The 18,372-nt window shown below is 41.5% G+C and carries 17 protein-coding genes; 11 read left to right on the top strand and 6 right to left on the bottom strand.

Annotated elements, in window-relative coordinates:
* Window positions 1-143: 143 nt before the first annotated feature.
* The 9 genes from O9295_RS06835 (at window position 144) to O9295_RS06795 (ending at window position 9,005) form a co-directional block, all read left to right on the top strand.
* Window positions 144-1,307, top strand: a complete 1,164-nt coding sequence (locus O9295_RS06835; protein ID WP_353851845.1) for an Eco57I restriction-modification methylase domain-containing protein — start codon at window positions 144-146, stop codon at window positions 1,305-1,307.
* A 214-nt stretch (window positions 1,308-1,521) separates the two neighbouring features.
* The gene (locus tag O9295_RS06830) at window positions 1,522-1,848 is read left to right on the top strand and encodes a XisI protein (RefSeq protein WP_002734933.1); all 327 of its coding nucleotides are present in this window, start codon (window positions 1,522-1,524) and stop codon (window positions 1,846-1,848) included.
* Between the two features lie 129 nt (window positions 1,849-1,977).
* Window positions 1,978-2,220: a hypothetical protein gene (locus O9295_RS06825; protein ID WP_069474553.1), complete on the top strand. Its 243-nt coding sequence runs from the start codon at window positions 1,978-1,980 to the stop codon at window positions 2,218-2,220.
* Window positions 2,221-2,231: 11 nt separating this feature from the next.
* A complete protein-coding gene (locus tag O9295_RS06820) occupies window positions 2,232-2,627 on the top strand; it encodes a type II toxin-antitoxin system VapC family toxin (protein WP_002763455.1) in 396 nt (131 codons plus the stop codon).
* A 17-nt stretch (window positions 2,628-2,644) separates the two neighbouring features.
* On the top strand, window positions 2,645-6,004 hold the full coding sequence (locus O9295_RS06815; RefSeq protein ID WP_288032453.1) for a helicase-related protein: 3,360 nt from the start codon (window positions 2,645-2,647) through the stop codon (window positions 6,002-6,004).
* A 115-nt stretch (window positions 6,005-6,119) separates the two neighbouring features.
* Window positions 6,120-6,821: a Uma2 family endonuclease gene (locus O9295_RS06810; RefSeq protein ID WP_288032451.1), complete on the top strand. Its 702-nt coding sequence runs from the start codon at window positions 6,120-6,122 to the stop codon at window positions 6,819-6,821.
* A gap of 24 nt (window positions 6,822-6,845) precedes the next feature.
* Entirely contained in the window at window positions 6,846-7,379 is a 534-nt protein-coding gene (purE, locus tag O9295_RS06805) for a 5-(carboxyamino)imidazole ribonucleotide mutase (RefSeq protein WP_002784506.1), read from the top strand.
* Between the two features lie 42 nt (window positions 7,380-7,421).
* A complete protein-coding gene (locus tag O9295_RS06800) occupies window positions 7,422-8,222 on the top strand; it encodes a tetratricopeptide repeat protein (protein ID WP_288032450.1) in 801 nt (266 codons plus the stop codon).
* A gap of 288 nt (window positions 8,223-8,510) precedes the next feature.
* Entirely contained in the window at window positions 8,511-9,005 is a 495-nt protein-coding gene (locus O9295_RS06795; RefSeq protein ID WP_288032449.1) for a hypothetical protein, read from the top strand.
* Window positions 9,006-9,423: 418 nt separating this feature from the next.
* Here O9295_RS06795 and O9295_RS06790 read toward each other — a convergent pair whose 3' ends face one another.
* Both O9295_RS06790 and cimA read right to left on the bottom strand, forming a co-directional pair.
* Complete coding sequence (locus tag O9295_RS06790; protein ID WP_288032448.1) at window positions 9,424-11,136, bottom strand: hypothetical protein; 1,713 nt, start codon at window positions 11,134-11,136, stop codon at window positions 9,424-9,426.
* Window positions 11,137-11,751: 615 nt separating this feature from the next.
* Window positions 11,752-13,392, bottom strand: coding sequence for a citramalate synthase (gene cimA, locus O9295_RS06785; protein WP_147069655.1), 1,641 nt, complete (start codon window positions 13,390-13,392; stop codon window positions 11,752-11,754).
* A 261-nt stretch (window positions 13,393-13,653) separates the two neighbouring features.
* Here cimA and O9295_RS06780 point away from each other — a divergent pair, with 261 nt between their 5' ends.
* Window positions 13,654-14,199: a hypothetical protein gene (locus O9295_RS06780; protein ID WP_012263780.1), complete on the top strand. Its 546-nt coding sequence runs from the start codon at window positions 13,654-13,656 to the stop codon at window positions 14,197-14,199.
* On the opposite strand, the gene sds is transcribed toward O9295_RS06780, so the two are convergent.
* Window positions 14,196-15,167: a solanesyl diphosphate synthase gene (gene sds / locus O9295_RS06775; RefSeq protein WP_288032447.1), complete on the bottom strand. Its 972-nt coding sequence runs from the start codon at window positions 15,165-15,167 to the stop codon at window positions 14,196-14,198. The two genes, O9295_RS06780 and sds, sit on opposite strands and share 4 nt — an antisense overlap.
* Before the next feature lie 447 nt (window positions 15,168-15,614).
* Here sds and O9295_RS06770 point away from each other — a divergent pair, with 447 nt between their 5' ends.
* Complete coding sequence (locus O9295_RS06770) at window positions 15,615-16,310, top strand: HAD family hydrolase (RefSeq protein WP_002801790.1); 696 nt, start codon at window positions 15,615-15,617, stop codon at window positions 16,308-16,310.
* Here O9295_RS06770 and O9295_RS06765 read toward each other — a convergent pair.
* The 3 genes from O9295_RS06765 to O9295_RS06755 form a co-directional block, all read right to left on the bottom strand.
* Window positions 16,307-16,927: a CPP1-like family protein gene (locus tag O9295_RS06765; RefSeq protein ID WP_288032446.1), complete on the bottom strand. Its 621-nt coding sequence runs from the start codon at window positions 16,925-16,927 to the stop codon at window positions 16,307-16,309. The genes O9295_RS06770 and O9295_RS06765 overlap by 4 nt on opposite strands.
* Window positions 16,928-17,013: 86 nt before the next feature.
* Window positions 17,014-18,075 carry a CIA30 family protein gene (locus tag O9295_RS06760; protein WP_288032444.1) on the bottom strand — a complete coding sequence of 354 codons (1,062 nt, stop codon included), beginning with the start codon at window positions 18,073-18,075 and terminating at the stop codon, window positions 17,014-17,016.
* Between the two features lie 35 nt (window positions 18,076-18,110).
* A partial coding sequence (locus O9295_RS06755) for a zinc ribbon domain-containing protein (protein WP_288032443.1) occupies window positions 18,111-18,372 on the bottom strand: 262 nt, incomplete at its 5' end.

The raw sequence follows: 18,372 nt of genomic DNA, 5'->3' as shown, positions 1-18,372 counted from the left end.
TCAATTGTCTATCTTTTGGTATTAACCTGTTTGTGCCTTAAGTCCTTCCCTGTATGGATTTCAGCTACTTTTGAGCGTAGGCGCTCTCATCGAATTTTATTTTAAGTTAATTATTTGCATAACAATTCCCGAAGAGCCAATTAATTAAGGATTTAAAACCAACTTTAAAGCAGGTTTTCCCGGAAGTTTATACGGGAACATCGGATTTATATTGTTTCTTTTATGCGAGAGCTTTACAATTACTTAAAACCGGGGGAATGTTAGCTTTTATTTCTTCTAATAAGTGGTTTCGGGCAAAGTATGGGGAGAAGTTAAGACAGCATATCGCTGATACTTGTCAGGTGAGAAGTATTACCGATTTTGGGGAGTTGCCAGTTTTTGAAAGTGCAGCTGTTTTAGTGATGATTTTTCTCGCTCAGAAGCAATCAGATATAAAATTAAACACTCAATTTACTCAAGTTAAATCTTTAGAGTCACCTTATCCTGATATTAAAACTGTTATTAATGAACAGGGAACAATTTTACCTAATAATTCTTTAAATGGTAAAAATTGGCTATTAAGTGATTCTACTACGGCAAGTTTAATCAATAAAATGTCAGCAGCCGGTATTCCTTTAGGTGAATACGTCAATGAAAAAATTTATTGGGGTATTAAAACTGGTTTTAATCAAGCTTTTGTGATTGATGGTGCAAAACGAGCAGAATTAATTGCTAAAGATCCTAAAAGTGCAGAAATTATTAAACCTTTAGCTGTGGGTGATGATGTGAGAAAATGGTGTATTAGAAGTAAAGATAAATACCTAATCGTTACTAGCATTGGAATTGATATTAAAAAATATTCTGCTATTTTTGAACATTTAAACCAGTGGAAGCTCGAACTAGATAAACGCTATGATAAAGGTAAATTTTACTGGGAATTACGCGCTTGTGCTTATTATGCAGAATTTGAAAAACCTAAGATTGTTTATCCTGAAATATGTAAAGAGACAAGGTTTGCTTTTGACAATAAAGCTTTATTCTTTAACAATAAGGCTTTTATTATTCCTGTAAATGATCTTTATTTATTAGGAATACTAAATTCATCTATGGTTTGGGATTATCTAAAGACTTTTTGCTCAGATTTATTGGGCAAAAGTATAGAATTACGATCCATTTATACTTCTAAAATACCCATCCCTCTCGCTTCTGAATCTGAAAAAGAACCCATCATCAAATTAGTACAAAAATGCTTAGATGCCAAAGGGGTTAACTGTGAAGAATGGGAAAAAGAGATAGATGAGAGAGTAGCGGCATTGTATGGATTGTAAGGGGTTAGATACCCGAATTATTAAAGAAGTCGGGTATCTGAAATCATCACAGCGAATCTGTTAAAATAGAGGTAAATAACCCAGTCGTCAGATGAGAGAGTAGCGGCATTGTATAGATTGTGAACCTTAAGATTGTTACAAGATGCTAAAATTAGGAAAACCTGCTAAAATCAGGATATGCCAGCTAGGGATATCACAGAGAGGAGATCGTAGAATGGCAATCAACTACAGTGAATTAGTTAAATCCCTAATTGAAGAACAAGCTAAAATTCAGCAGTCTAGTGAAATTTCCCTAGAAATAATCTTTGACGATCTGAGAAAACATTATTTATTAGTACAAGTTGGTTGGCATAATAATCATTGGATTTATGGATGTCTTTTACATTTAGATATTATTAACAACAAAGTTTATATTCAACAGAACAACACAGAAATTTCGGTGGCTGAAAAGTTAGTTGAACTAGGAATTCCTAAAACAGATATTGTCATCGGATTTCACTCTCCATTTAAACGAAAATTCACAGAATATGCCATTAATTAGGAGTACAAATAAAATGGAAAAACAAATTATAAAACATTAGAATTACCAATAGAATTAATTCAAGAAACTCTCTCTATTCTAGATCGTGAAACTGCCGTCTTAGTTGAGCAAGCTTTATCCTAAACTACCATGAAAATACAAGGAATTATCAAAGGCAATACTATCGAGCTATTAGAGGATTTATCTCTTCCTAATGGCGTAAAAATTTCTCGGTCAATCCCCGATAATTTAATTCAAAAAAAATTATTGTGGGAAGACTTAGAAACTCTTATTGGAGTATGGAAAAATCAACCAGAACTCGATGATATTTTTTCTGAAATTGACCAAGAACGCCATGCCGATCTAGGTGTGGAAATTAAATTCGATGATTAAGCCGAAAATTCATGTATTTACTGGATACTAACATCCGTATTGCCATTCTCAAAGGGAATCTGACGGTCGTTTCACATTTTAGACTTAAGTATCAGGAATCTTACCTGTCCACTTTAGTCTTAGGGGAGCTATATAAAGGAGTTTATTGCTCAACTCAGCTAGAACGTAACTTAGATACATTAACTAGATTTGCCAACCAGTTACCGATAATAGCTTTTGATCAACAAGCTGCAATCGAATTTGGCAAAATTCAATCTGAACTTAGAAAAATTGGCAAACCAACAGGACAGTTAGATGCTTTAATCGCAAGCGTTGCTCGTTCTCGGCAGGATATTTTAGTAACCGATAATACTCGTCATTTTGAAAATATTTCTAATCTAGTAATAGAAAACTGGTTACAGCCCTAAAATTCAAAAATTGAACTATGCCTACCCACGACATCATCGACAATCGCCAGCAAAAATTAGTCGATAACATCAACCAAATTCTTCACTCTTCAGAAGCCGCTCATTTTGCCGTCGGTTACTTTTTCCTCTCCGGCTTTACTGCGATCGCACCTCGTCTCGCCACCATCCCACAAATGCGCCTCCTAATTGGCAACACCAGCAACCGAGAAACCATCGAACAATTAGCAGAAGGCTACCGCCGCTTAGAATTAATTAAAGACCATCTAGAGGCACAAGAATATCCCAAACGGACAGAACGCAAGCAGATGGCAACAGAAACCGCCGATAATATTCGTTCCAGCGTCGAACTGATGGACCAAACAGATGAAGCAGAAACCTTAGTAAAAAAGCTGGTTCTTATGATTGAAGAAAAACGCCTTCAGGTGCGAGTTTATACTAAAGGGCGACTCCATGCTAAAGCCTATATCTTCGACTACGGGACAATTTATAACCAGCAGGGACAACCTTTGGAACGTCAAGAAAAAGGCCTTGCTATCGTTGGTTCTTCTAACCTTACTTTATCAGGAATTTCCCACAATACCGAACTTAATGTTATCGTTCACGGTAATGAAAATCATGCCAGTTTAACAGAATGGTTCAATCAACTTTGGCAGGAAGCAACAGAATTTGATGAAACACTGATGCAGTCTTTAAAACAGTCTTGGGCGATGATGCCAGTACGTCCCTACGACATCTATATGAAAACTCTCTATATGCTCGTGCGCGATCGATTGACAGAAGAAACTGCCAGCGAAATGATGATAGATAACGAAATTACCGAGAAACTAGCAGACTTTCAAAAAGTAGCAGTTAACCAAGCGATCAAACTCATCCGCGAGTATGGAGGTTGTTTCGTTTCCGATGTGGTAGGACTAGGAAAAAGCTTTATTGGTGCTGCCATTGTCAAACGCTTTGAACAAGTAGAAAAAGCCCGCCCCTTAATTATTTGTCCAGCACCACTGGTGGAAATGTGGGAACGCTACAACGAAATTTATCAACTTAACGCCCGCGTTTTATCGATGGGATTGCTGCGGGAAGATGAAACCAGTGGCATCAGAGTTTTATTAGAAGATTTTAAATACAAAGATCGAGATTTTATCTTAATTGATGAAAGTCATAACCTGCGGAATGCCGCAACCCAAAGATATAAAATCGTCGAAGCCTTTTTAGCCGCTGGGAGACAATGCTGTTTTTTAACAGCAACTCCTCGCAATAAAAGTGCTTGGGATATTTACCATCAGATTAGGCTTTTTCATCAAGATGATAAGACAGATTTACCCATAGATCCGCCCGATCTAAAAGAGTATTTTAGATTAGTAGAGAAAGGGGAAAAACAGTTACCTGACTTGTTATCTAATATCTTGATCCGGCGCACTCGCAACCACATTTTACGCTGGTACGGCTTTGATGCCAAGACTCATAAACCCGTAGATTCAGACAATTTCAAGGATTATTTAAACGGAAATCAACGCGCTTACGTTATTGTGGGTGGTAAGCATCAGTTCTTTCCCAAAAGAGAACTACAAACCATTGAATATAGTATTGAAGATACCTATCAAGGACTTTATCAAGAACTGCGCCAATATTTAGGGAAATCTCGCCAACGGCAACCGGCCAACCCTCGTAAAAATGAACTTTGCTATGCTCGTTATGGTTTGGGAAATTATGTATTACCAAATAAGCGCAAACAAGAACCATTACTCAGTTTACAAACTGGGGGGGCAAATCTAAGAGGACTGATGCGAGTTCTGTTATTCAAACGCTTTGAATCTAGCGTTTATGCCTTCCAACAAACTGTTAAGAAATTACTGCAAGTCCATCAACGCTTTCGAGAAGCTTTACGCCAAGGAATTATCCCCGCCGGAGAAGAAGCTCAGGCAATTCTCTATGAGCCAAACAATGGGGAAGAACAAGACATTATCGATGCTTTGCGTCAGGCATCTGGGAAGTATGATATAGCTGATTTTGATGCCACAATATTACAGAAACATCTTGAGCATGACATCCAATTGCTAGAGAAAATTTTGAACTTAGTTGAGCCAATTACTCCAGACAAAGATGCGAAATTACAAACTCTCAAAAATTGGTTGAATAAACCTCCGCTGCAAGATAGCAAGTGCCTCATTTTTACTCAGTATGCTGATACCGCCTATTACTTATATCAAAACCTCAATCCTAACGGCGATCGAGACGATCTAGAAGTCATCTACAGTGGCGATAAAAATAAGGCGCGGGTAGTGGGAAGATTTGCCCCCAAAGCCAACAAATACTATAAATTACAACAGGGAGAGTCGGAAATCAAAACTTTAATTGCTACCGATGTTTTAGCCGAAGGTTTAAACCTACAAGATGGCAACCTGATTATTAATTATGACCTGCATTGGAATCCCGTCCGACTTATTCAAAGGTTTGGTCGGATTGATCGGATTGGCAGCGAGAATGATGTGGTTTACGGCTTTAATTTTCTCCCAGAGACTGGATTGGAGCGGAATCTAGGATTACGGCAAAAACTCAAAAACCGCATTCAAGAAATTCATGAAACCATCGGTGAGGATGCGGCAATTCTTGACCCAACGGAACAGCTTAACGAAGAGGCTATGTATGCGATTTATGAAAAAAGTAGCAGCCATCAATTAAGTTTGTTTGAAGATGAGGGAGAATTTCTCGACCTCAATGAAGCCGAAGAAATTCTCAGACAACTCCAGCGAGAAAATCCGGCTGAATACGAACGGATAGCTAACCTGCCTCATGGCATCCGAACGGCTCGCTTTTCTCTCAATAAGGGCATAATTGTCTTCTGTGAAGCTTCTTATCCGAACCGCAAAGATTGGAAGGGCTACCAGCAATTATATTGGCTCGATGAACAGGGAGAGATCAGATCAAAAGATACTGCCCGCATTTTAGGAATGCTCAAAACCAACCCAGAAGAAGCATCACTGCCGCTGCCCAAAAATTACAACCAAGCAGTCATGCAAGTCAAGGTGAAATTTGCCCAAGAAGTCCAACACCGCCAATCGGAACGGGAGTACAGCCGTTCTCTGACTCAAGCACAGCGCTACATCTTGCGAGAATTGGGACTGCTGTTTAAAACCACTCAGGATGAAGAAATCCGCAAGCAGGTTAACCTATTAGAACAGGCCTTTCGCCAACCGATTACCACTGTACTCAAGCGCGAGTTAAACCTGATTAAGCGCCGTAGCCTGACAGGAGAAGCTTTGTTTAGCGAACTGAAGAAATTATATAGCCAACATGAGATGCGGGACTGGTTAGATCGCCGCCGCTTGCAAGGTGAGGAGCAACCAATTCCCATCATTATTTGCAGTCAGGCTTTAGTTTAGAAACGGCGATCGGTCAAGGTATAGGATTAAGTTAGGGGCAAAAATCCCCCAGCACCATCTCTAAAGTAGTGAGAAAAAGCTACAATTAATCAATCCTAAAATACCGGGAAAAGTCATGACAGCCCTAGACATTATCCCAGATGTCACCTATCCCCCCACAGATTTATGGAGTGATGAACCACCCTTGGAAAGTGATCTACACCTGCAACAGATCATCATTCTCCTTAGTTGTCTAGAATTATTATGGCGCGAGAGGAGTGATTACTACGCTTCGGGAAATCTAACCATCTACTACAACGAGGAACAACTGAAAAAGCGCGATTTCTGTGGTCCTGATTTTTTTGTGGTTTTAGATACCGAAAAACGTCCCCGCAAAAGTTGGGTAGTTTGGGGAGAACAGGGTAAATATCCGGATGTAATTGTCGAGATTCTCTCCGATTCTACGGCCAATATTGACCGCAATAACAAGAAAATTCTCTATCAGAATACCTTTCGCACTCCTAATTATTTTTGGTTCGATCCTAATAGTTTAGAATTGCAGGGATTTAGACTAATTGAGGGACAATATCAAGCCATTTCTCCCAATGACCAAGGTTATCTCTGGAGTGAACAGTTAGGATTATATTTAGGTATATTTGACCGTAAACTGCGTTATTTTACCGCCGATGGTCAATTAGTCCCCACTCCTCAAGAAGCGGAATTACAGCAACGACAGGCAAAAGAACAGGCTCTTTTAGAGAAAGAAAGGGAACGACAAGCTAAAGAAAAATTGGCCCAAAAATTGCGAGAATTAGGCATCGATCCCGATACAATTTAGGGGAAATATTATTTTCTAGTAACTATGGTGACAGCAGCGCCCCTAGTGGGTGTAATTATGGGCAGTGATTCCGACTTACCCACCATGAAAGAAGCGATCGCAGTTTTAGAGGTTTTTCAGATTAGCCACGAAGTCGCCATTGTCTCGGCCCATCGTACCCCCGAAAAAATGTTTGAATACGGCAAAAACGCTCATAAGAGGGGAATAAAAGTGATCATCGCTGGAGCGGGTGGTGCTGCCCATTTACCCGGGATGGTGGCATCTTTAACCCCCTTACCCGTGATTGGAGTTCCCGTAGTCACGCGCACTTTACAAGGGTTAGACTCTCTCTATTCAATTGTACAGATGCCCGCAGGCATTCCCGTGGCCACAGTGGCGATCGGTAATGCCAAAAATGCCGGACTTTTAGCGGTTCAAATTCTCGCCACCGGTAATGCTGATCTTTTAGAGCAAGTTATTGCCTATCGTCAATCCCTCGCCGATTCCGTCCTCGAAAAACAAAGCAATCTTCAACGACTAGGCTATCAAGACTATCTAGAGCAGAGTTCACCTAAGTAGGGTAGATTGAGAAAAGATTAAGTAACAAATTATGAAGTAATTATGCGTTGGATCACCGCTTGTGTATTGAGTCTGTTACTCTTTTTTGCCGTACCCATAGCGGCTTATGCCGATAGCCCGACTATTAGCGAAGAACAGATTAGAGAAGGAGAAGTTATCGCCGAAAAAGCCCTAGAAGCCACAGAAAAAGGGGATTACGCCCAGGCCGAAAGCTATTGGTCCCAATTAGTCGCCAAATTCCCCACTAATCCCGCCGTCTGGAGTAATCGCGGCAATGCCAGAGTCAACCTCAATAAATTAGAGGATGCGATCGCTGATTTTAACCAAGCGATCGCCATTGCCCCCGATGCCCCCGATCCCTACCTCAATCGCGGCACCGCTTTAGAGGGAGAAGGCAAATATCAAGAAGCGATCGCCGATTATAATAAAGTTTTAGAACTGGCTCCCAATGATGCCTTTGCCTATAACAATCGCGGCAACGCCGAAGGCGGTTTAGGGGACTGGGAAGCCGCCGTCAAAGACTATCGCCAAGCCACTCAACTAGCCCCGAATTTTGCCTGGGCGCAAGCTAATCTGGCTCTGGCCCTGTACGAATTGGGCAGATATCCAGAAGCAGTCCAAAAAATGCGGAATATTGCCCGCAAATACCCCATGTTTCCCGATGTCAGAGCGGCCTTAAGCGCCGTTTTATGGACCCAAGGACAACAGGGAGAGGCGGAAAGCAATTGGGTAGCCGCCGTCGGCATGGATACCCGCTATCAAGACCTCGATTGGGTAAAAAGCGTGCGCCGTTGGCCGCCAAATATGGTTCTAGCCTTAGATAAGTTTCTTAACTTAAAGTAAAGAAGGACTAAATAGCAATTTTTCTGGCAGTAGCGGGACTGAGAGGCAAATTATCTGGAAATCGGCGACTAAGATACAGTTGAGATGTGCTGGGTTGTACTGCATTTAAACTGCGTCGGGGAATTTTTAGTACAAATGCTCGAACTTCCTCGACCCAGATATGGTTAAATTATCATTTCTGGACGACCGGCTACTGTTCCCCGTTCCCCAAAAAGAAAACTTTGCACCTTACCATTAAGATAACTGCTTTATCTGCAATGGCCTTTTTTACTCTCACTCACATTAACCATGACCGATCCAACCCAATTAAACTATCACGATACCTATTCTTGTCCCGTCTGTCGCCATGGTAAAATTGCCGCTTTACCACTAATGGAAGCCTATGCTTGTAACTTTTGTCAACACATTTTTACTGCTAATTTAGAACAACAAGTTTTAAAAATGGCCGATAGTCAATTACCCTTAACTTGGTATTGGAATGGTAAGTATTGGCAGGGTTTACCGAGAGAAGGAATGGAGATGGCAGGTTTTTACTTAATTATCGGTTTAGGATTTGTGATTTTTCCCACAGCAATTGTGGCTACGGGAGCCTATCTTTTTCCTCCAGTCGAGGGGAGTCCTTTGTCATGGGTGCCTCTATTTTGGTCGATTTTAACCTTTATTTGCCATGGTATTTGTTTACTCTGGTTAATTATCGAATATTATCAGTTTCCCGTTAATATGTATCTACGGGCCTTGGCCCGTCGTTGGCAAAATTCTTTTGTTACTAGATTATTATCCTAGGGGTTATTTAGGGCTTGCTGAATAATGGTAAAACCCTTTTAAAATAAGGCTTTTGACCTGTTAAAATCCGATGTTCATGCTGCGAAAATCGGATTGGGACCCTCAAAAACCTTGCATTATCCTTCTTGTAGTACATACACTGGTACAAAAAGAGAGGGCAACAAAGCCTGAAACGACCGGCTACTGACTCGGAGACTCCTGACGACCGACTCCTAACCCCACCAACAAACTTTTTCAGCAAACCCTATTTAACTGCTCCAAAGTCTGACTACAAAAATTTGCTCCCTCTAAATTTTGCTTGTTAAGAGGGACTTAGATTAAATCTGTAATTTGCCTAGAGAGAATTGGTACAAAAGAGGGATTAAAGACGGCAAAAACTTAATCAGAAAGGATAAATTTTACTCGACATTGACTAACCTTAAAAAGGTTGAAAATAATTGACAGATTTTTGATTTTTAGGAGTGATTAAATAATCGTACAAATATCCTTTCTCAAAAGAATCTAGAGTTGAATTAGCCGGGGGTTTAAAGGATAATTTCTTAGTTCCGACAACAATTGGAGTAGTTGTGCGGACAAGTTTCCCATCTTTTTCCTGTAACAAAATAATTTCCGAAGTTTTAACTTGACGAGGGGATTCCCAAGTATAATAATAGGACAGCAATCCATTGTCGTTATTTAAAGCCATTTCTCCATTGGCAGGGATTTTTTGCTGCCAATCAGGATTGAGCTTATATAGTTTAGGAACGTTTTTCCATTGCCAAGGAAATTGATAAAGTTGACCGACTACACTGGGCATAGACCAAGCAAAAGGATACAACTGACTTCCCCAAGGTAGACTAGGAGCATCGACTAAAATAACTTGTCCATCGCTCAGATCGGGGGCTAATTGTATAACATCAGCCCAAAAAGCTTGCTGATATTTCCAACTTAGTTTATTTTGCTGTTGCACGATAATTCCAAATCCAATCAACAAAGAAAAATAAGTCGCTAAGAGGAGAGCCGCAAGATTTTTTTGCCGATAACTATTGGCTAAATAAACAATCAAATAGCCAAGAATTCCCCCAAGAATAGAAGCTCCAACCACGGCAGCCGCATGAACACGGGAATCACGTCCACTAATGAGGGTAGCAGGAACGGTAAAAGTTAAGGGATAGGCCAAGAATAAGAGACTTATCCCCAAAAGGCTCAACTGTTTAATTATCGGCCAATTTTCCCCACTATCCAGTCCCGAAAAACGATAATTTTGTAAGAATAGCCATAGCAACATAAGTAATGAAAGAGGCACAAAAATTAACAATTCTCCCCTGAGATTGTGCAAAGTTTGCCAAGGACGATAGACAAATGTTCCTAAACAGACAAATGGTCCGGTAATTATTTGACGAATCGGAGTAAAAATAGCGGTTGCTATATCTAAGTCTCCAACCCGGCTATCACCAGTCAACTTTCTGAGAATTAAAACCACTAGGAAAATCGTACCTAAGATGAATAGATGTTTAATTAATTCTTTAAATATGTCCGACTTAGGCTTTTTGGTTAGAAAAGGTGCGGTGATAAACAGCAAAAAACAGGTCTCATAACTAAGAAAAGAAGCAGTAATCAATAGGTAAGACCAAATTTTTTTATCGTTCAGATAACTTAAAAAAGCGAGTAAAAGAAAGGTTATGGCGGGCAAAATGTGAATATGAGTGAGAAAAGCCCTAGTGTTATCGGCAGGAAATAAAGTAAATGCAAGGGTACCCGTCAGGACAAAAATAGGTTGATTCCAGAGACGTTGGAGAAATAGATAAAAGAGGATATTATTGGTTAATACCAATAGATAGGCACTTATATAAATAAGCGGCAATCCTCCCAATTTTCCAGCAAAGTATGCAGAGAAGAAGAGGATGTTAAAGCCGACAACTCTACCTTGAAAAAATGCTAAATTCATGTTCTTAACAGAGTCAACAAATCTGGAAAAGTCCATGGTGAGTATGTTACCGATGAAAGCGTAATCATCTTCGTATAGACCCAAGTGATTAAAATACCAAAAGTGGGCGATCCAAGTAATCAATGCAATGGTTAAAAATGTCGTAATTTTGAAGTATTTATTATTCAGTAACATCATTGATTTTCCTATAGCTTGTGTAGTCATAAATAAATATTTTATGTGAAATTTACAGCTTCAACAGGCTGAGCAATTGAATTACCTAGTGGTTCTTCGGTTTCTGTTATGCAATGTACGGGGGTTATAAGGGACGGAACCCTTATAGAGAAAAACGTTTGGCGATTTTTGTCAATTGTTTTTGATCTAGAGCGAACTAATCAATTAAATCTCTTGCCAGATAAGGATTTAGTTTATTTATGCCACCCTATCGAACCATAAAAAGTAACGAAGAGCCTACCTAGTTAAGCTTGCTTGCTCTTGTTGGAAGAATTATGGATTCTTTCTGATAATATATCAGTGTTTAAACTCTGTCAAAGCGACATTATATTAAATCCTGTTTAAAAGGTATAAGGGACCTGCGTAGGAATAATATCCCAGCCAGACACTCGCTCTGTAGAAGAATCAGACCAGCCATAAATGGTACATTATCAAAGCGCAAGTCCCTAAGGGAGAGGGGAGATAGGAGACAGGAGATAGGAGTCAGGAGTTAACTGTTCAGTGAAAACTCAAATCTGATAACTGATAACTGATAACTGATAACTGATAACTGATAACTGATAACTGATAACTGATAACTGATAACTGATAACTGATAACTGTTCCCTAAATTATCCCCAAAGGACAAAATTGACCCGATAATTCTAGTTTATTGTTTTGCAGCAGATATAAACCGTATTCAATTCCTTCTACTACTGCTTGATAGGAAGCTTCCAAAATATTACTAGACACTCCCACGGTAGTCCATCTTTGTTGACCGTTACTCGACTCGATTAAAACCCTAGTTTTCGCTGCCGTCCCCGAACCACTATCGAGGATTCTCACTTTATAATCGGTCAGGTGAAAGTTAGCAATTTCGGGATAGAATTTGACTAAAGCCTTTCTTAAAGCCCGATCTAAAGCAGCCACGGGCCCGTTACCCTCGGCCACTTCTAATAAATCTTCCTCTTTTACCCGTACTTTAATTGTAGCGATCGCATTACCACTATCCCGCAGCATATCACAATAAACTTGGAATCCTTTTAATTCAAAAAGGTGGCTTCTCTGTCCCAAAGCTTCCCGCATTAATAACGCAAAACTAGCTTCGGCTGCCTCAAATTGATAACCCTCACTTTCCAAGATTTTTAAACGTTCCAAAATTTGCCGACAGGTGGGATCATCTTTATTTAAATCGATGCCAAAACTGCGCGCTTTCGCTAACACATTACTTAATCCCGATTGGTCAGAAATGACGATGCGGCGCTGATTCCCGATCGCTTCCGGGTTAATATGTTCGTAGGTTAGGGGATTTTTCGCCACCGCAGAAACGTGAATGCCGCCTTTATGGGCAAAAGCGGAGCGTCCGACGAAGGGAGCATGATCATCCGGGGCTAAATTGACCATTTCGCTGATTTTTCGGCTAGTTCCCGTCAATCGGCCTAATTGATTTTCTTCTAGGCAGGAAAAGCCCATTTTTAACTGAAGATTGGGAATTAAAGTACATAAATTGGCATTGCCGCAGCGTTCCCCATAACCGTTAATTGTGCCTTGAATCATGCGTGCGCCCTCGTTAACTGCCGCTAAGGAGTTAGCCACGGCGGTTCCCGCATCATTATGGGCATGGATGCCTAATTGAGGCGCATTTTCCTCATCGGGATCGATGCCCAATTGCTCCCGCACTTTCTCCACAATGGGGGCGATTTCTTGGGGTAAAGTGCCGCCGTTGGTATCACAGAAAACTAACCATTCTGCTCCGGCAGCCCGGGCGGTTTTGAGGGTTAAAAGGGCGTATTCGGGGTTATTTTTGTAACCATCAAACCAATGTTCGGCATCATAAATGACTCGTTTTCCCTGACAGCGTAGATACTCGATCGTATCTCCTATCATGGCTAAATTCTCCTCCAGACTGGTTTTTAAGCCCTCTGTGACGTGCAGATCCCAAGATTTGCCGAAAATTGTCACCCAACGGGTTCTAGCGGCGAGAATGGCGGTTAACATCCGATCTTCCCGGGCCTCGACATGGGGGCGACGAGTGGAACAAAAAGCGACTAATTCCGCTTGTTTTAGGGGTTCTTCGTGCAGTTTCCAGAAAAATTGACCGTCTCTAGGGTTTGCGCCCGGCCAACCGCCTTCGATAAAAGGAATACCCATTCTATCTAATTCCCTGGCGATTTTAATTTTATCTTCGAGGGAGAGGGAAATACCTTCTCGCTGGGCCCCATCCCGGAGAGTGGTGTCATAGACCCAAATGCGCTTACCATTGTTCATAGAAATAGTCAATAAGTGTTAATATTAATTAATAACTGTAGCAAGTTAAAATCACGCCCCCCATGCCTAGAATAACAGTTTACGCTCAAACAATCACCTGCGATCGAGGTGCAAATCTCTGTTCAGTTATCAGTTATCAGTGATCAGTGATCAGTTTTGAGTTTTCAGTGAACAGTATTAAGTATTAAAGTGTTAAAGTATTAAGTGGCCAGTTCGGAGCCTTCTTTTCACTGTTTACTGTTTACTGATTAAGGTTATCAAATGAACGAGACAATAACTTTTCGGATATCACCAGTAATTCGGGTAACTTTATTAAGTTTATATGTGGCGTTAACCATCCCTTTACCCTTTTTAGCAAAAGTCACTAATTCCCCTGTTAATCCCAATTTTCTCTGGGGAGGAATTAGCTTAGGATTAATCGCTTTATACGGAGCTTTAAGTGAAAGAGTTATTTTATCAGAAACAGGGATACAAGTTACCTATCCCCAATGGTTTCCTGCTTTTCTTCGCTCTGGTTGGTGGTTAAATTGGACAGATATAAAAGAACTTAAATGTCGCAGTACAGGACAGGGTGGTTTAGTTTATTATTTCCTTGATCGCTCCTCGGAAAAAGCCTATTTATTGCCGATGCGAGTAGTGGGATTTAATCGCATGGTCAAAATAATCGCGGAAAAAACTAACTTGGATATGACTGATATTCGCCCCCTTTCTCAGCCTTGGATGTATGGAATTCTTTTTATTCTCACCCTATTTTTATTATTAGTCGATGCTTGGACTATTGCTACGGCGAGAACTATTATTCCCTAATAAATTCGGCTCAAAACGTAATCTACTAGCTCGATTAACACATCTTTTGAGGGAGAAGAAGCTAAACATTCAAGGTGTTTTAAGGCACTTTGACCGTATTGATCGGCTAATTCTTTTGAGCGAGGAATACCTTGGCTAGAGTGAATAAAATCAAGAGCTTTTTCGATGTCTCCTTCCTGACTAAATTCCCGCTCGATTAACACTTCTATATAGGAATTTTCCTCCATGGCAAAGAGAGCGGGAGCGGTGATATTACCACTGATCAAATCGGAGCCAGAGGGTTTTCCTAATACTTCCGTAGGGGAGGTAAAATCGAGAATATCATCGACGATTTGAAAAGCTAATCCTAAATCGCGACCATAATTATATAAATGATGATTAACTTCAGCCGATTGCTCGCTTAATACCCCAGCCGCTTTGGCACTGTTGGCAATTAAAGAAGCAGTTTTGTAGTAACTTTTTTCTAGATAAGCTGCCAAGGAGATACTGGTATCAAAGCGATTAATTCCCTGTTGAATTTCCCCTTCAGCAAAATCGCGAATCACTTCTGAGAGCAATTTTACCACTTCTAAATTATCTAAATTTGCTAGATACCAAGAGGATTGAGCGAAAAGAAAATCCCCCGCTAAAACCGCCACGCGATTGTCAAATAAACTGTTAACGGTGGGAACACCGCGCCGCAATTCTGCCTCATCTACCACATCATCATGGACGAGACTGGCAGTGTGGATCATCTCCGTGATTTCCGCTAATCGACGATGACGGGGAGTGATATCCCGGTCTAACATGGTAGCGCGAGACACTAACAACACGATCGCCGGTCGAACGCGTTTACCACCGGCCTCGAACAAATGTTCTGCTGCCGCCGCTAAAATGGGATGACGAGCGCCGACGAGGTTTTTTAAGTTATTGGTCAAAAGACGGAGATCATCGTCAACGGGTGCGAATAAAGAAGTTGTTGGGATCATTGGTTAGCCAATTGGCGAGATAGTTACGAAAGTTTACATATCCTTACATTTATTTTAAGCTAACCGTCCAGACTAGGGAAGGGGAAGCATCAGTGATCAGTAATCAGTAATCAGTGATCAGTAATCAGTAATCAGTAAACAGTAAACAGTGAGGGGTTGGGGTTTTAGGGTTTTAGGGTTTTAGTTGAAATTTCCCCACTTCCCCCCACACCCCACTTCCCCACTTCCCCACTTCCCCACCTCCCCACACCCGACACCCCACACCCGACACCCCACACCCCACACCCGACACCCGACACCCCACACCCCACACCCGACACCCGACACCCCACACCCCACACCCCACTTCCCTGGTCCCTAATCTTTTTCCCGACAAAACTCTTGTCATTGTCAAGACTCTAGGGTAACTTGTATATAAAAATTAATAAAGCGAGAAGTATTAGAACGATGTTGAGACTAATTAGCGACTTTGACGGCCCGATAATGGACGTATCCGAGCGATATTACCAAGTTTATCAAGACTGTTTACAGAAAACCGCCTATAAAGGTCAAATTATCGGGGAATTATCGAAAGCGGAATTCTGGCAGTTAAAACGGGATCAGGTTTCTGAGAAGCGTATCGGGGAAATGTCAGGATTAGATGAAGATCAAGCGCGTAAATTTGCCCATCTTCGTCGTCAAACTGTCCATACTTTACCCTATCTTGTCCACGATCGCCCGGTGGTTGGTTCTTTGGAAACTCTCCAGAAAATCCAAGAGTTAAAGATCGATTTAGTCGTGATGACGATGCGGCGGGTATCCGAGCTAGATCATGCCTTTAATCGCCACGATATCGGTCGTTTTTTCGCCGCTAATCGTCGTTATTGTCTAAATAACAATTACACCAAAACCAACGACGTGCGCGACAAAACCCTGCTTATGGCTAAGGCCGCTAAAGAACTGCCGGCGGCTGCCGATACTTGGATGGTGGGGGATACGGAAGCGGATATTGCCGCCGCTAAAAGCCAAAATATTAAGGTTATTGGCGTATTATCGGGGATTCGCAGCCGTTCCCGTTTAGAGAGCTACGAGCCTGATTATATCGTCAATAACCTTGGGGAAGCAGTGGACGTGATCTTAGGCTCCCTACGAGCGATTGGTTAACGGAAAAAACTACTAATCACCCAAAAGATCAGAAAAGTGACGAGCGCATAAATTTGGCGATCGCCGAAAATGTTCAAATCAGCCTTGGCCGCCAAACTGGCTAATCCCGCTCCCAGAGCGACTCCTAGCACTAAACCAGCGAGAGTGAATAGTAAGGCGCGGCCAAAACGTTTTTCCTTGCGGTTGAAAAAATAGATATTAACGAAAACGCCAAAAGCTAAGAGCAGCGGTAAGAGGGAGCCACTGGGATCGGGAACTAACAGCGTTATTGCTCCTAAACAAGCGTAAATCACTGCTGGTACACCGATATCCCTTGCAGAAGGTGTATCGATTAAGCTTTGCCACCAGTGAGGAGATTTGCTGCTAGTCACCAGTTTACTTTCCACCGGAATCGCCAGACGTTCAGGAAAACGAATGCGATCGGGAACTTTAATTCTACCCTCCTGTCGCATCCGCAGTCGATCCATGAGGACGGAATCGTAGGCCGACTCGATCAATTCGACAATTTTGCTATCATTTTGATACTGTTGCACCAGTCTTTGTTTGGCCTCTTGAATTTCTTCAAAAGAGGATTCTTCAGTAACCCCAAGTTGTTCGTAGGGATTCTGTTCACTCATGAACATACCTCCTTAATTATGCTCCCGATAGTCATGATCTTAACCCGATGTTCTGTAGTTTAACTTGAGATCCAAGCTTATTTAAATTAATTAAGTTTAGCGAAAATCTGAGCAGAATCGATCGCTTCGTAGGGATAACCACTGGCATCTAAAAGGCTTTTTTCGGCGATTTCTCCTTCTTTAACGATAATTAAGCGGTTTTTGCCCCCGTAGGCTTTAATTGTGACAATTTCTAAAGCAAATAACCCCGGGGAGAAACGGGGATTTATGGCCCCATCGTACTCGAATTTACTCTGCATTAACTGCAAAGCATAGACGCTACTGCTATCAAAGGGTGCTGCCTCTCTCATCGTTTTGGCCCGCACCACCGGGATTAAATCGCCAAAAGGAATAGAAATCGTTTGCCAGGTGCGATCAAGTGTATCAAAAGAATAACAGTAACCGATACCATCCCAACGTCCTTCACAGCGCAGAATTAATTTATAGCGTTTTCCGTCCCCTTGTACCTGTAATTCTATTCCCTCGTAGTTAGATAAATTTAGGGGAGGATTCAGGTTTCTGGTACGAACTGAGGCAAAACCGCCGTTATTTTCAGTTCTAACGATACCGGAAAAGAGCGCTCGTCCTCCGGTTAGGGTTATCTGACTCTCACTCACTCCTCCCATTACCACATCATCCACCGCACCCCAGATTTCTTTGATATCACTGCTGGGATTGCTAAAGTCAAAGAGGGTTTTTTCGGCGGTTATCCCAGCATTTTTCAATAAATCGAGTAAATTAGCTAAACTATGGCGGTTATTCTCCCCTTGACAGTAGATAATTCTCTCAATCCCTGTGAATAATTGCGGGGTTTCCAGAGCAAATAAATCGACATTTTCAGCCAATAATTGACGTGCAGACTCGATATTATCGACTAAAGCGCGGATTTGATAGTTTTGCTGCTGTAGTTGGGTGATTACTTTTCTACCGATCGCATTTTCCCCACCAATGACTAAAATGGTCTTCATCCCTTGCTCATTTGTTAGCTGATTTTTTTTATCTTCCCCGAAACCGAGCAGCTTTTGCAGACAACTCCACAGGGGAATACTATCAAAATAGTCTAGAGTTTGCCAAAATCTCTGAAAATCCCAGCTTTTTGACTCAGCCATAACTTTTCTCTCCTAAAAAGGTCCTGTTGACATCCTCACCGCCGGGGCCGGACGGTGATGACCGGCAGATCAAACAAACTTAATTGAACGATCTTCGGTTGGGTTGACGCTTCACGGGATGCTGCTTCTTTAACAGAAGTCTTACACTTTCCTCTGCGTCCGTTTTTTGAGGTCTCCGATTGCCCACCGGCGACCTTGATATTAATTGCGGCGTTCACGTCTCGATCATGAAAAGTCCCACAGAAAAGACATTCCCACTCACGGATATTTAACGCTTTTTTCCCGCCAATATTCCCA

Origin of the sequence: Microcystis sp. LE18-22.4A, assembly GCF_027531105.1 — a bacterium.
GTDB lineage: Bacteria > Cyanobacteriota > Cyanobacteriia > Cyanobacteriales > Microcystaceae > Microcystis > Microcystis aeruginosa.
This window is presented reverse-complemented; position numbering and strand designations above follow the sequence as displayed.

Coding starts and splice junctions, on each gene's coding strand:
- O9295_RS06800 (WP_288032450.1), top strand. CDS start 7,422: ATGCGTTGGATCACCGCTTGTGTATTGAGTCTGTTACTCTTTTTTGCC.
- O9295_RS06815 (WP_288032453.1), top strand. CDS start 2,645: ATGCCTACCCACGACATCATCGACAATCGCCAGCAAAAATTAGTCGAT.
- cimA (WP_147069655.1), bottom strand. CDS start 13,392: ATGAACAATGGTAAGCGCATTTGGGTCTATGACACCACTCTCCGGGAT.
- O9295_RS06780 (WP_012263780.1), top strand. CDS start 13,654: ATGAACGAGACAATAACTTTTCGGATATCACCAGTAATTCGGGTAACT.
- O9295_RS06825 (WP_069474553.1), top strand. CDS start 1,978: ATGAAAATACAAGGAATTATCAAAGGCAATACTATCGAGCTATTAGAG.
- O9295_RS06820 (WP_002763455.1), top strand. CDS start 2,232: ATGTATTTACTGGATACTAACATCCGTATTGCCATTCTCAAAGGGAAT.
- O9295_RS06810 (WP_288032451.1), top strand. CDS start 6,120: ATGACAGCCCTAGACATTATCCCAGATGTCACCTATCCCCCCACAGAT.
- O9295_RS06830 (WP_002734933.1), top strand. CDS start 1,522: ATGGCAATCAACTACAGTGAATTAGTTAAATCCCTAATTGAAGAACAA.
- O9295_RS06770 (WP_002801790.1), top strand. CDS start 15,615: ATGTTGAGACTAATTAGCGACTTTGACGGCCCGATAATGGACGTATCC.
- O9295_RS06790 (WP_288032448.1), bottom strand. CDS start 11,136: ATGACTACACAAGCTATAGGAAAATCAATGATGTTACTGAATAATAAA.
- purE (WP_002784506.1), top strand. CDS start 6,846: ATGGTGACAGCAGCGCCCCTAGTGGGTGTAATTATGGGCAGTGATTCC.
- O9295_RS06795 (WP_288032449.1), top strand. CDS start 8,511: ATGACCGATCCAACCCAATTAAACTATCACGATACCTATTCTTGTCCC.
- O9295_RS06765 (WP_288032446.1), bottom strand. CDS start 16,927: ATGAGTGAACAGAATCCCTACGAACAACTTGGGGTTACTGAAGAATCC.
- O9295_RS06760 (WP_288032444.1), bottom strand. CDS start 18,075: ATGGCTGAGTCAAAAAGCTGGGATTTTCAGAGATTTTGGCAAACTCTA.
- sds (WP_288032447.1), bottom strand. CDS start 15,167: ATGATCCCAACAACTTCTTTATTCGCACCCGTTGACGATGATCTCCGT.